Source organism: Nocardia sp. NPDC049220 (assembly GCF_040647855.1).
In the GTDB taxonomy this organism is placed as follows: Bacteria; Actinomycetota; Actinomycetes; order Mycobacteriales; family Mycobacteriaceae; genus Nocardia.
Genome location: NZ_JBEZDA010000004.1, coordinates 57352 through 71772, shown reverse-complemented (window position 1 = coordinate 71772; position 14421 = coordinate 57352). Strand labels below are relative to the sequence as shown.

The following is a 14421-nucleotide window of genomic DNA, read 5'->3' as shown; positions in this document are numbered from 1 at the left end:
CGGGCGAAATTGCGGTTCATTCGCCGCGGGTGTGCGTATGCTCGCGCCCATGCGACTGAGTACGCGCAACCAACTCGATGGCACCGTCGTCTCGGTCACCAGAGGCGAGGCGATGGCCGTCGTTCATGTCCGGCTGACCGGCGGAGAGGAGATCACCTCCTCGATCACCAGAGACGCCGCCGACGACCTCGAGCTCGCCGAAGGAACTCCGGTCAAGGTGCTGATCAAGTCGACCGAAGTCTCACTCGGCGTCGACTGAGCGGCGGTCTACCCGCGCCGCGGCGACTGCGCGGTCGTCAACTGCGCACTGCGGGTGGCCAACTGTGTCCGGTGACGATGCGGTGGATCAGTCGGGCTGCGGTACGTGCGGTGCGGTTATCGATGTCGAACTCGGGGTTGAGTTCGGCAACATCGCACACGACGAGCTTGCCGCTTGCTGTGAGTAGGTCGGTGACGAGCTGGATGCTCTCCAGCGGTACGCCGAAGGCCGCGGGGGCGCTGACGCCAGGTGCTAGCGAGGCGGGCAGCACGTCGAGGTCGATGGTGAGATAGACGAGGTCGACTCTGGCGAGAAAGTCCAGCACGAACCCCTGGATAGCGGTGGTGTTTCCGATGCCGCATTCGTCGTCGACGAGGTAGCGAACACCGAGGTGGTCGGCGGCGTCGAACAATGCTGCCGTGTTGCTCGGCTGGCTGATGCCGACAACCGCGTATTCGACGGAAGTACCCGCCGCGTCCGCCGCATCGAAGATCTGCCGAAATGGGGTACCGGAACTGGGCGCCTGGTCCGAGCGCAGGTCGAAATGGGCGTCGCAGTTGAGGATACCGATGCGTGGGCGCGTGGCCAGCAATGTCGAATCGGCCAGACCACGATAGGTGCCGAAGGCAACCTCGTGGCCGCCGCCGAGAACAACCGGGAAGTGCCCGGCATCGAGCGCGCCACACACCACGGAGCCCAGTGCGCGCTGGCCTTCCTCCAGATCATCGTCGACCATTACGGTGCCCGCGTCGAAAGCGCGGATCGGGCTGGCGAGCGCCATCGATGACAATGCCTGCCGCAGCGCGGACGGTCCCTTTGCGGCACCCCGGCGGCCCTTGTTCCGTTGCACGCCTTCATCGCTGGCGAACCCGATGAAGACGCACGCGCCGGGATCGGACCGAGTGGCATATGGTTCCACCACGTGATGCCAGCGCAAATGCTCCGCGCCGCGGCCATCGTCACGCCCGGTCCACGGCTCGTAGGCAGTCACCACGGGAATATGTCGCACGAGTGTCTCCTCGATCCTTATCGGTTGGCGGAATCGACCGCTGCACCAGCTCGCCATACCTGGTGAATCAGTGGGACTCCCGGCCGGTAGGCGAGATGCAGATAGGACGGTGCATCCAAGGCGATCGCATCCGCCTTCGCACCTGGGCGCAGCACGCCGATGTCGTTACGCCGCAGCGCACGTGCCCCGCCAGCTGTCGCGGACCATACCGCTTCCTCGGGTGTCATGCGCATGTCCCGGACCGCGATGGCGATGCAGAACGGCAGGCTCGTGGTGTACGACGTGCCCGGATTGCAGTCTGCGCCGAGCGCGACGGTGACACCGGCATCGATGAGCGCGCGTGCGTCCGGATACTTGTTACGAGTGGAAAAGTCCGCACCGGGAAGTAGTGTCGCCACCGTCGAGCTGTGTGCGAGCGCGTCGATGTCCGCTGTGGTGACGTAGGTGACGTGATCGACGGACGCGGCGCCCAGTTCCACCGCCAGTTGCACACCGGGACCGGTCCGCAACTGGTTACCGTGCACGCGTGGGACCAGCCCCTTCGCCATGCCGGCGGTCAGTACCGCGTGCGCCTGATCGCGGTCGAAGGCCCCGCGCTCGCAGAACACATCGATCCACTTGGCGTACGGTGCACACGCATCGATCATCTCGTCGCAGACCATTCGCACGTAGTCGTCGACACGGTCTGCGAACTCCGGCGGTGGGACGTGTGCGGCGAGCAGCGTGACTTCGTCGGTGAACTCGGCCGCGATCTTGGAGCTGCGTAGCTCGCTGTCCACCGACTGACCGTACCCCGTCTTACACTCGACGGTCGTGCTACCCGCGCGCAACGATTCATTCATCAACCGTCGGGTGTTGGCACGCAACTCGTCATCGGTGGCAGCCCGAGTCGCCGCGATCGTGGTACGAATGCCGCCGGCCGCATAGAGCGTGCCCGACATCCGTGCACCGAACTCATCGGCGCGTTCACCAGCGAACACGAGGTGCGAATGGCTCTCGACGAAGCCTGGTAACACCGCTCGCCCGCCGAGGTCGTGCCCGTAATCGCCACTCGGTGCAGCTCCGGACCGGCCGACCCACTCCACTATGCCGTCGTCGAAAACGACAGCAGCGTCACGGATCACGCCGAGCCGACCATCGCCGAGTCCGGGATCGTTCGTGACGAGGGTGCCGATCCCGGTGAGAACGGTGGAGGCCATGCCGTCAGCCCTCGGCCATCGGCACGCGCACACCCCGCTCTTCGGCGACATCGATGGCGTGCTGATACCCCGCGTCGACATGTCGAATCACGCCCATACCAGGATCATTGGTCAGCACCCGAGTCAGCTTCGCTGCGGCGAGTTCGGTGCCGTCCGCGATGCAGACTTGCCCGGCGTGGATCGAGCGGCCCATGCCCACCCCACCGCCGTGGTGGATCGATACCCACGACGCACCGGATGCAGTATTCACCAGGGCGTTCAAGAGCGGCCAGTCCGCGATGGCGTCAGAACCGTCTGCCATCGCCTCGGTCTCACGATACGGCGAGGCCACCGATCCCGAGTCCAGGTGGTCACGCCCGATCGCGATCGGCGCGGACAGTTCGCCGGAGGCCACCATATCGTTGAACTTCAGTCCGGCGAGGTGCCGTTCGCCGTAGCCGAGCCAGCAGATACGGGCGGGCAGACCTTCGAAAGCGACCTTCTCCCCTGCCATGTCGATCCAGCGCCGCAGGTGTGCGTTGTCCGGGAACAATTCCACGATCGCCTTGTCGGTGGCGGCGATATCCTTCGGATCACCCGACAGCGCCGCCCACCGAAACGGGCCGAGGCCCTCTTCGAACAGTGGCCGGATGTAGGCGGGCACGAAGCCGGGAAAGTCGAAGGCTCGGTCGTATCCAGCCTTTCGGGCCTCATCGCGAATCGAATTGCCGTAGTCGAAGACCTCGGCGCCGCGGTCGAGGAACCCGACCATCGCCCGCACCTGGGCGGCCATCGCGGCGCGGGCGTCCTCGGTGAACTTGGCCGGATCTTTGTCCGCCATCGTCTTCATGTCGGCGCAGTCCATACCGATCGGCAGGTAGGCCAGCGGATCGTGCGCCGAGGTCTGATCGGTCACGATGTCGATCGGCGCCTGCATCGCGAGTAATTGCGGGAACACCTCTGCCGCATTGCCCTCGAGTCCGATGGACAACGGACGATGGGCATCCCGAGCCGCGATGGCCAGCTGCAACGCATCCGCCAGGTCGACGGCCTTGGTGTCGAGATACTGGTGTGCGATCCGGCGGTCGATGCGGGTCACATCGCAGTCCACACAGATCGCGACACCACCGTTCATCGTCACCGCGAGCGGCTGCGCACCGCCCATCCCCCCGAGCCCGGCGGTCAGGGTGATCGTGCCTGCCAGGCTGCCGCCGCTGTTCGGTAACCGTCCCGATGCCGCCAACTTGCGCGCGACCGCGCCGAAGGTTTCATAGGTGCCCTGCAGGATGCCCTGGGTCCCGATGTAGATCCAGGAGCCCGCGGTCATCTGCCCGTACATAGTCAGGCCGAGGTGCTCCAGGCGCCGGAATTCCTCCCAGTTCGCCCAATCGCCCACCAGATTCGAGTTGGCGATGAGTACGCGCGGCGCCCATTCATTGGTACGGAACACGCCGACCGGCTTACCCGACTGCACCAGCATGGTCTCGTCGGACTTCAAGGTCTCGAGCGTGCGGACCATCGCGTCGAAGGCCTCCCAGGTGCGCGCGGCCTTACCGGTGCCGCCGTAGACGACCAGCTCGTCCGGGTGTTCGGCGACCTCGGGATCGAGATTGTTCATCAGCATGCGCAGCGCACCCTCTTGCTGCCAGCCGAGCGTGGTGAGATCGGTGCCGCGTGGTGCGGACACGTGGCGCGCGCCGGAGGTAGCCGTGGGCCGTGCGGTCATCGAGTTCTCCTTGTGGTCGCTGGGTCGACGGGGTAGATCATCGACGCGGGCGGATTGCTGGTGCGCCGCGCGAGTGGGTAGTACAGGGCCGCGGTGACGACGATGCCGATGATCCAGGAGATATCCGCGCCGCCGAGCTGTTCGGTGATCGGCCCGGTGTAGAGCTTCTGGGCGAGGAACGGGATCTGGGCGAGTACACCGATCACGTAGCACACTATGGCGGTGCTGTTCCAGCGGCCGTAACGTGCGTCTGGATCGTAGAGCGCGGGGACATCCACCTTCTCTTTCGAGATCAGGTAGTAGTCGGTGAGGTTGATGGCGCTCCACGGCGTGAAGACCATCAGTAGCACCAGCACGAAGTTCTTGAAGTTGTTCAAGAAGTCGGCACTGGCGCCGACCGCGATGACCACCGACACCGCGGTGAAGCCGACGATGTAGGCGGTGCGAGCGGCGGTGGAAATCTTGGACTGCCCATTGAACGCGGTCACCGTGGTGAGGATCGACATGAAGCCGCCGTAGGCATTGAGACAGTTGACGGTCAACTTGCCGACGAGCACCACAAGGTAGATCAGCGTCGCGACGACGGCGGGTCCGGCGAGGTTGCCGACGAAGCCGACCTGGTCACCCAGGAATGCCTTGCCCGCGGCGGCGGCGACCAGCGCACCGAAGGTCATCGCCCACTGCGACCCGATCACGCTACCCGCGAAGGTCGACCAGAATGTCGCACGAGCGTTCGTGCTGCGCGGCAGGTAGCGGGAGTAGTCCGCGACGTAGGGTCCGAAGGTCAACTGCCAGCCCGCGCCGAGCGAGATAGCGAGCAGGAAGGTGACGATGTCGAAGCCCTTGACCCCGACGACCGCCGAGACGTCGTATTCGGCGAACAGCCTGACCGCCAGGTAGGTGAAGCCGACAACACCGAGGACCGTCGCGATGCGCCCGACGATGTGGATGAGTTTGTACCCGGTCACCGCCACGAACGCGGTGAGCACACCGAAGATGACGATGCCGACGGTCGGACTATCGATGTGCAGGATCTTGTTGATCGCCTGGCCGGCGAGAACGCTGCCGGTGGCGGCGAACCCGAGATACATCAGCACCACGAGTATCAGCGGCAGCACCGCACCGAAGACCCCGAACTGGGCGCGGCTCGAAATCATCTGCGGAAGTCCGAGCTTCGGTCCCTGCGCGGAGTGCAGTGCCATGACCGCGCCGCCGAGGACATTGCCGATGAGCAGGCCCAGGATCGCCCAGATCGCATCGGCCCCGAACACTACGGCCAATGCGCCGTCGACGATCGCGGTGATCTGCATGTTGGCGCCGAACCAGAGGGTGAACTGACTGAACGGGGAGCCATGCCGTTCGTCGTCGGGGATGACGTCGATGGTGTGACGCTCCGGCGCGAGGACGACTTCGGATGGTTCGTCGATGGTCATAGGCCTGTCTCTCTTCCCGCGAGTCCGGCTGGTGCGGCGCGAGGTGTGCGGCCGATTCCGGCGATCTCGTGCGCACTGTGCGCTGGCTCACGTCTTCCATGAACAGGATGTATAGTCCTGTATAGACAACCTGATGTCAAGCGCGGCCGATCCTGCGCCGACGACATGGGATGATCACCGATGCAGTCGATGGATAAGGGGTTCGAATCGTGGCGATCGGGGACGCGGAACTCGCTGCGTTGTACAACGCAGCGGGGACCGATTCGGCTCCTGCCTATGAGCGCGTGAAGAATATCGTTGTCGCGCAGATCAATTCGGGCCAATGGCGCGAGGGTGACCAGTTGCCGTCGGAGAATCAGCTCGTCGCCGCGCTCGGCCTATCCCGCATGACGATCAATCGCGCGTTGCGCGAACTCACCGCCGACGGACTGATCGTGCGCATGATGGGCGTCGGCACCTTCGTCGCCCCGCCGAAAACCGCATCCTCGCTCTTCGAGGTGAAGAACATCGCCGACGAGATTCAGCGCCGCGGCCACCGGCACCGCACCGAGGTGATCTACGTGCGTGCGGAACCGGCCGACACGGCCGGCCCGATCATTCAGGATTTGCTACGTGGCACCGTCTTCCACTCCCTGATGGTGCATTTCGAAGATGACACACCGATCCAGGTCGAAGACAGATACGTCAACCCGGGCGAAGCCCCCGGATACCTCGGCCAAGACTTCACGCAGCAGACACCGAACAACTATCTGAGCGAAGTCGCACCCTTGGAGCGCGGTGAGCACATCGTCGAAGCAGTCCTCGGCAGCGCGGACGAATGTCACCTCCTGCGTATCAAGAGGTCCGAACCCTGCCTCTTGATACGTCGGCGGACATGGTCGGCACGTGGGCTGGTCAGCGTGGCCCGTTTGGTCCACCCGGGATCACGCAACAGGTTGGAAGGCACCTTCACGAGTCATTGAACCGTGGGGGTGTTGGTGTATCCGATCGGCGAAGTGTGGGGGTCTCCCTACTTGACCGGGCATGGCAACAGCCGAATTATGTATTGGGTCAGCATAATTCGACGGAGAAGATAATAATCATGCCGACTGCATCGCGGACATCATCGACATCCGGACAGCCCGTGCGACCGCCCGGACCGCGCGGCAAGGTGAGGTCGGCCTTCGCGTTTCAACGGTCCCCATTGACCTTTCTGTCCGAATTGATCGAGGAGTACGGCGACATCGTTTCTGTCGATCTCGTCGGAATGCCGTTCGTGTTGATCAACCACCCCGACGACGTCGATCACATACTCAAGCGGCACCAGCGCAACTACGATCGCGGCGGTCCGACCTACACCATGGCGCGCGCAATGTTCGGCAACGGTCTGTTCATGGCGGCCAGACCAGGCTGGCTGCGTCAGCGGCGACTTCTCCAACCAGCCTTCCACCGCTCGCGGATCGCCACCTTCGGCGAGCTCATGTCCGACACGATCGATTCCACCATGGACAGCTGGCAGCAGGTGTCGGCGCGCGGTGCGAACCTCGACGTGCGCTCCGAGATGAGCCGCCTGACGCTACGGGTGGTGGTGCGCGCTTTGTTCGCCATGGACCCGGCGGATGCCATGACCCGTCGCTTCACCGAGGCGGTCGCTACCGCGACCCGAGAGCTCTCGGCCTACCTGCGGTTTCCGCTGGTGCCGCTCGCTGTGCCGACTCCAGGGCATCGCCGTTTTCACGGAGCCTTGCAGGTGCTGGACGAGGTCACCTACGAGATCATCCGTCAGCACCGTGACGACGGCGCCGATCGGGGCAGTCTGCTGGCGATGATGATGCACGCCCGGGACGCGGACACCGGAGAAGGTATGACCGACGCGGAGCTTCGGGACGAGGTGTTCGCGATGCTGTTCGCCGGCCACGAGACCACGGCCAGCACGCTCACCTGGGTGTGGTATCTGATCGGACGACATCCCGCGGTCGAGCAGCGTCTGCGTGCGGAGATCGATCAGGTCCTGGGAGGTCGCCGCCCCACGATGGACGTCCTGCCTCAACTGGTGTATACCCGCCGCGTTATCGATGAGACGATGCGCCTGTATCCACCAGCCTGGCAGATATTCCGGAAGGCCGCCGAGGACGACGAAATCGGCGGCTATTCCATTCCCGCGGGGACCAACGTTCTGTGGTGTTCGTACCACATGCACAGGCACCGGAAGTATTGGAACGACCCCGAGCGGTTCGATCCGGACCGTTTCGACGAACGCGAGGGCGGAAGCGACAATCCGCCGGGCTATTATCCTTTCGGCGCGGGCCCCAGGCTGTGCATCGGGAACACGTTCGCCATGGCTGAGATGCAGCTCGCGATCGCGATGATTCTGCAGCGCCACCGGCTCGTCCCGATATCCGACAAAACTATCGAACCCAGTCCCCTGCTCACCCTGGGCGCCGCTCGCCCGCTCGTTGTCCGCCTCCAACCCCCAGCGGGAAGCTGACGGCGGTCTCCGAAGTACTCGAATCCCTGTGATGTTCCCGGCGGTCCGATGCTCGATGAACGTAGCGCGTTGACCGCGTGGGCGTGGACGGTTGTGAGCGGCGGAGTTTTCGGTGTGGTCAGCGGTGCCGCCCATCCGCGGCCCTGGATCGCGTTGGACCTACGACCGATGTGGTCGCGCCCGCGCGCCACGTGTTGATCGAACGGATCGCCGAGGCGCGTGGATCGTCGGGAGTACCCGGGTGATGTTCTGGTGGCCGGATACCAAATCGTTATCCAGGTCGCCGCGGTCCGCCGCGGGTGTGCGTAGTGCATCGATCGGTTCGCGGTGGTGAGCCGGTTGTCGAAGCTGGCTTGTCTTGTCAGGAAACAACACGAGATCTAGGTGGGGCGTGATCGACTGCGGCGCGCGACCACGACGTCCACGCGCTTGACCTGTGGATATAGTTATATCGAGGAGTATGGATAGTGGCGATTGCGCTCAGGGCGCCCGCCGAGTGCGCGAGTGTGCATCGAGCGCAACTACACAGTCACGGCGGGTCGGTGTCTGGTCTACGCATCGCGAAGTGGCGGCATATGTTCTTGGCTTCCATCCGCGGGAAGTCGGTGACCACAGACGAATGAGCCCGCATGGTAGACAGTCCGCACGCGGACCGCTTTCCCTCCACTGGTGGATGTAAGTTGGTTCGGGACCGGAAGTCGCATGCTTGCTGTGACGGAACGGTTTGCACCGCAACCGAATATGAGGTTGAGTACCCGTTCGCTCGCGAGTACGGGATCGATCTCGGGCTCGGCGCGGACACACCTGCACGGAACATACAGTTCAAAGCCGTAAACTCACCGGCCGACCAGGCTACTGTTTTTTTGGAGAGGAAAGGTCTTCGATTGTTCAGCCGTATCGCAATCGTCAACCGTGGTGAGGCCGCGATGCGGCTCATACATGCCGTTCGGGACTTGGTCGCGGAGACCGGGGCACGGATCGAAACCGTCGCCCTACATACCGACGTAGACCGCACCGCCACGTTCGTGCGCGAAGCGGATATCGCCTACGACCTCGGGCCCGCGTCCGCGCGGCCATACCTCGACCTGAAGGTGCTGGAGCGCGCCCTGGTGGAGACTAAGGCCGACGCCGCGTGGGTCGGTTGGGGATTCGTCGCCGAAGACCCGGCGTTCGCGGAACTCTGCGCGGAGATCGGAGTCACCTTCGTCGGACCGAGCGCGGATGCCATGCGCAAGCTCGGCGACAAGATCGGTGCGAAACTGATCGCCGAAGAGGTCGGTGTGCCGGTCGCGCCATGGAGTCGTGGCGCGGTCGAGACCCTGGAGGCTGCGCTCGAGGCAGCAGCGAACATTGGCTACCCGTTGATGCTGAAGGCGACCGCCGGTGGCGGCGGACGCGGCATCCGCGTGGTCACGAACGAGGCCGAACTCGCTGATGCGTACGAGCGCACCAGTCAAGAGGCCGCGCGGGCGTTCGGCAGCGGCATCGTATTCCTGGAGCGCCTGGTCACCGGTGCCCGGCACGTCGAGGTCCAGGTGATCGCGGATGGCCAGGGCACCGCATGGGCGCTCGGTGTCCGCGACTGCTCGGTGCAGCGGCGCAACCAGAAGGTCATCGAGGAGTCGGCGTCGCCCGTGCTCAGTGCCGCGCAGACCGCCGAACTCAAGACATCGGCCGAACGACTGGCCCTCGCGGTCGGTTACCGCGGCGCGGCGACTGTCGAATTCCTGTACCACCCTGGTGAGCAGCTGTTCGCGTTCCTCGAGGTCAACACTCGCCTGCAGGTCGAGCACCCGATCACCGAGTCCACCACCGGGTTCGACCTGGTCAAGGCGCAACTGCACGTGGCATCTGGTGGCCGGCTCGAGGGCGAGCCGCCGGTGGAGCGCGGTCACGCCATCGAGGCCAGACTGAACGCCGAGGACCCGGATCGCGACTTCGCACCCTCGCCGGGTCGTATCGCGTTGTTGGATCTGCCCGCGGGGCCGGGCATCCGGGTGGACACCGGAGTCAGCACGGGCGACACCATTCCCGCCGACTTCGACTCGATGATCGCAAAGATCATCGCCTACGGCCGTGACCGAGACGAGGCACTCGGCCGGCTGCGTCGGGCGATGGCGCAGACAACGGTGATCATCGAGGGCGGCGCGACAAACAAGAGTTTCGTGCTCGACCTGCTCGACCAGCCCGAGGTGATCGACGCCAGCGCGGACACCGGCTGGATCGACCGTGTCCGCGGCGAAGGCAGGCTCGTCTCGCACCGGCACTCCGCTGTCGCGCTGACGGCGGCTGCCATCGAGGCCTACGAGGAGGAAGAACGCGCCGAGCGGCAGCGGCTGCTGTCGACGGCGTTCGGCGGACGCCCGCAGGTTCAACACAACAGCGGCCGACCGCTGGATCTCGAGCTGCGTGGCGTCGGCTACCGGGTGCGCGTCGCTCGAGTAGGCGCGCATCGGTTCCGCGTGGGTGTCGAAGCGGGTGACGACATTCGCACCGCCGACATCGAACTCGACCGATTCGACCGGCACACCGGGCAGATCGTCGTGAACGGCGTGCGATACCGCCTCGTCACCGGCACGTACGGGTCGGTCCACCTGGTCGAGGTGGATGGCGTGACGCACCGGGTCAGCCGCGCCGAGGGCGGTGTGGTCCGCTCACCCGCGCCTGCGCTGGTCGTCGCTACGCCATTGCAGGTCGGTGCCGAGGTCGAAGCAGGCGCGCCGGTGCTGGTGCTGGAGAGCATGAAGATGGAGACGGTGCTACGGGCGCCGTTCAAGGCGCGGCTGAAGGAATGCGCCGTATCGGTGGGCACCCAGGTGGAGACCGGTGCACCACTGCTGCGGCTGGAGCCGATCGCTGACGAAGACGAAACCGAGGACACCTCGGCTGCGGTGCCCGTCGAGCTGGATCTGCCCGCTGCGCCCGGGCCGGTGCCCGCGTGGGAGAGCACCACGCGCGGCCGAGAGGACCTGCGCAGTTTGCTGCTCGGGTTCGACGTCGACCCGCACGACGAAGGCCGGGTGCTCGACGATTACCTCGCCGCGCGCCAAACGGCTCTCGATGACGGCCACCGGTCGATGGTCGGCGAACTCGAACTTCTCGACGTTTTCGCTGATCTCGCCGAGCTGAGTCGCAACCGGCCCGCGGCCGAGGATGGCGGCGCTGCCGGCCATGTGCACAGCGCCCGCGAGCATTTTCACATCTACCTGCAGAGCCTCGACGTCGGGCGGGCCGGGCTGCCGGAGAAATTCCAGGCCAAACTGGCCAAGGCACTCGGCCACTACGGTGTCACCGAGCTGGAGCGCTCCCCCGATCTCGAAGGTGCGGTTTTCCGGATCTTCCTCGCCCAACAGCGTGCCGGCGCCGCGGCCACGGTTGTCGCGACCTTGCTGCGCGCATGGCTGCGGGGGCCGCTGCCGGATGAGACGGCGCGCGAGTCCGTCGGTGTCGCCCTCGAGCGACTGGTCGCTGCCACGCAGGTCCGCTTCCCCGTGGTCGCCGACCTAGCGCGCGGCGTGGTGTTCGCTTGGTTCGGCCAGCCGCTACTGCGCCGCAACCGTGCCCGGGTGTACGCCGACGTCCGCAACCACCTGCGCCATCTGGATGCACATCCGGACGCGTCGGACCGCACCGAACGCATCGCCGCGATGGTGGGTAGCACCGAACCGCTGGTGCGGCTGCTCGGTCAGCGGCTTGTCCGCGACGACCTGGACAACGCGATCATGCTGGAAGTGCTGACTCGGCGGTACTACGGCAACAAGGGGATTACCGCAGTTCGCACTAGCGAGATCGATGGCTGCACGTTTGTCGTCGCCGAGCGTGCGGGCGCGAGCGTGGTCTCCGCCGCAGTGCGTTTCGAAGCGCTGGGCAGCGCGTTGAGTCGCCTGGCGGAGTTGGCCGTCGGCGAGGACGCCATCGACGCCGACATCTACGTCGCCTGGGAGAAGCAGCCGGAGGACTTCGCCGCGATGGCGGCCGCGCTGCACGACGTCGTCAACGCGCACCTGTTGCCGAATCAGGTGCACCGGATCACCGCGACCGTGGCTGGCAGCCGTGGAGCGGTGATGCACCACCACTTCACCTTCCGAAGGTCGGCCACCGGGATGACCGAGGAGCGGCTGATCCGCGGCTTGCATCCGTACATCGCACAGCGGATGCAGCTGGAGCGGTTGAGCAAGTTCGACCTCACCCGGCTTCCGTCGTCGGACGAGGAGGTTTACCTCTTCCGATGCGTGGCGTGGGACAACCCGTCCGACGACCGCCTCGTTGCGTTCGCGCAGGTGCGCAACCTGACCGAGTTGCGCGAACACGAAGGCCGGCTCCTCGCGCTGCCGACCGCCGAGGACACCATCGCCACCTGCCTCGACTCGATCCGCCGGGCGCAGTCGCAGCGGCCGTCGAAGAACCGGTTCAACACGAACCGTATCGTTGTCTACGTCTGGCCGCCGAGTGATATCACCCGTGCCGAACTGGACACGATCGCCGAGCGGGTACTGCCGACCACCGCGGGTGCCGGGCTGGAGGAGATTCTGTTCATCGCGCGGCAGCGCGACCGAAAGACCGGCGAGCTGACCAAGATCTCGGTACGCATCTCCTTCGATGCCATGGGCAGCGCCGAACTGACCGTCGGCGAGCCGCCGGTCGAACTGGTCGAACCGCTCGACGACTACCGGTTGAAGGTGCTGCGCGCGAGCAGCCGCAATACGGTGTACCCGTATGAGTTGACCGGCAGGCTCGGCACCTTCGTCGAGCACGATCTCGACGACAACCACGTGCTGGTGCCGGCCGACCGGCCGAAGGGACAGAACACTGCCGCGATCGTCGCGGGCGTGGTCACTACGCCGACCACACGGCATCCGGATGGCGTCACCAGGGTCATCCTGCTCGGCGACCCGACGAAGTCGCTCGGCGCGCTGTCGGAGCCGGAATGCCGCCGCGTGATCGCCGCACTGGATCTGGCCGAACAGATGCGGGTGCCGCTGGAGTGGTACGCGCTGTCCTCTGGCGCCAGGATCTCGATGAGCTCCGGCACGGAGAACATGGACTGGGTGGCTGCGGCACTCAAGCGCATCGTCGAGTTCACTCAGGACGGCGGCGAGATCAACATCGTGGTCGCGGGCATCAACGTTGGTGCGCAACCGTATTGGAACGCCGAGGCGACGATGCTCATGCACACCAAGGGCATCCTGGTGATGACGCCGGAATCGGCGATGGTCCTCACCGGTAAGCAGTCGCTGGACTTCTCCGGTGGTGTTTCGGCCGAGGACAACTTCGGCATCGGCGGTTACGACCGGGTCATGGGCCCGAATGGTCAGGCGCAGTACTGGGCGCCCAACCTGACCGCCGCGCGGGACGTGTTGATGTCGTACTACGACCACTCGTACGTGGCACCCGGCGAAGACACACCACGGCGGGCGAGCACAACTGACCCGGTCGACCGCGACATCTCCGAGTTCCCGCATGTCATCGAGGGCAGCGATTTCACCACAGTCGGTGAGATCTTCTCCGCCGAGGCCAACCGGGACCGCAAGAAGCCGTTCGATATCCGGACCGTGATGCGCGCGCTGTCCGACCAGGACCACCCGGTCCTGGAACGCTGGGCGGGTATGGCCGACGCGGAGACCGCGGTGGTGCAAGACATGCATCTCGGCGGCATGCCGGTGTGCGCGCTCGGCATCGAGTCGCAGTCGGTGCAACGGCGCGGTTTCCCGCCCACCGACGGCCCGGACGCTTACACCGCGGGCACCCTGTTCCCACGGTCTTCGCAGAAGGCAGCCCGAGCCATCAACTCGGCCAGTGGTAATCGGCCGCTGGTGGTGCTGGCGAATCTGTCCGGCTTCGATGGCTCGCCGGAGTCGATGCGGAAACTGCAACTGGAGTACGGCGCCGAGATCGGCCGTGCGATCGTGAACTTCCGCGGACCCATTGTGTTCTGCGTGATCTCGCGATATCACGGCGGCGCGTTCGTGGTGTTCTCGAAAGCGCTGAACCCGAACATGACCGTGCTCGCGTTGGAGGGATCGTTCGCGTCGGTGCTCGGCGGAGCCCCCGCCGCAGCTGTGGTGTTCTCGGGAGACGTCAACGTTCGCACGGCCGCTGATTCTCGTGTCCGGGATCTCGAGACCCGTGTCGCGGCCGCGTCCGGGGCCGATCGCGGCGCGTTGAAAGCGGAACTCGACGAACTCCGCTCGACGGTCCGTGCCGAGAAACTCGGCGAAGTGGCGACAGAGTTCGACGGCGTGCACAACATCCAGCGTGCCGTCGAAGTCGGCTCCGTCGACGCCGTCATCCGTGCCGCCGAGCTGCGTCCACGCATCATCGAGGCCATCCAGGCTCGGCTGCCGTAACC

Annotated in this window: 8 protein-coding genes; 4 read left to right on the top strand and 4 right to left on the bottom strand. The window is 65.4% G+C overall.

Annotated features, from left to right (window positions below; genetic code table 11):
- Window positions 1-49 precede the first annotated feature (49 nt).
- Window positions 50-259 carry a TOBE domain-containing protein gene (locus tag AB0C34_RS14215; protein ID WP_357071523.1) on the top strand — a complete coding sequence of 70 codons (210 nt, stop codon included), beginning with the start codon at window positions 50-52 and terminating at the stop codon, window positions 257-259.
- 37 nt (window positions 260-296) lie between these two features.
- Here AB0C34_RS14215 and hutG read toward each other — a convergent pair whose 3' ends face one another.
- The 4 genes from hutG to AB0C34_RS14195 are packed head-to-tail and all read right to left on the bottom strand — an operon-like array spanning window position 297 to window position 5605.
- Window positions 297-1259: a formimidoylglutamase gene (gene hutG, locus AB0C34_RS14210; RefSeq protein WP_357072228.1), complete on the bottom strand. Its 963-nt coding sequence runs from the start codon at window positions 1257-1259 to the stop codon at window positions 297-299.
- A 26-nt stretch (window positions 1260-1285) separates the two neighbouring features.
- The gene (gene hutI, locus AB0C34_RS14205) at window positions 1286-2467 is read right to left on the bottom strand and encodes an imidazolonepropionase (RefSeq protein WP_357071520.1); all 1182 of its coding nucleotides are present in this window, start codon (window positions 2465-2467) and stop codon (window positions 1286-1288) included.
- Between the two features lie 4 nt (window positions 2468-2471).
- The gene (gene hutU, locus AB0C34_RS14200; RefSeq protein ID WP_357071517.1) at window positions 2472-4172 is read right to left on the bottom strand and encodes a urocanate hydratase; all 1701 of its coding nucleotides are present in this window, start codon (window positions 4170-4172) and stop codon (window positions 2472-2474) included.
- Entirely contained in the window at window positions 4169-5605 is a 1437-nt protein-coding gene (locus AB0C34_RS14195) for a cytosine permease (protein WP_357071514.1), read from the bottom strand. The genes hutU and AB0C34_RS14195 overlap by 4 nt, the downstream gene beginning before the upstream one ends.
- 209 nt (window positions 5606-5814) lie before the next feature.
- Here AB0C34_RS14195 and hutC point away from each other — a divergent pair, with 209 nt between their 5' ends.
- From hutC to AB0C34_RS14180, 3 genes are all read left to right on the top strand, one after another.
- Window positions 5815-6567 (top strand): histidine utilization repressor, encoded by a 753-nt coding sequence (gene hutC / locus AB0C34_RS14190; RefSeq protein ID WP_357071511.1) that lies wholly within the window; start codon window positions 5815-5817, stop codon window positions 6565-6567.
- Window positions 6568-6788: 221 nt separating this feature from the next.
- Window positions 6789-8072: a cytochrome P450 gene (locus tag AB0C34_RS14185; protein ID WP_357071508.1), complete on the top strand. Its 1284-nt coding sequence runs from the start codon at window positions 6789-6791 to the stop codon at window positions 8070-8072.
- A gap of 884 nt (window positions 8073-8956) precedes the next feature.
- Window positions 8957-14419, top strand: a complete 5463-nt coding sequence (locus AB0C34_RS14180) for a carboxyl transferase domain-containing protein (RefSeq protein WP_357071505.1) — start codon at window positions 8957-8959, stop codon at window positions 14417-14419.
- Window positions 14420-14421 lie beyond the last annotated feature (2 nt).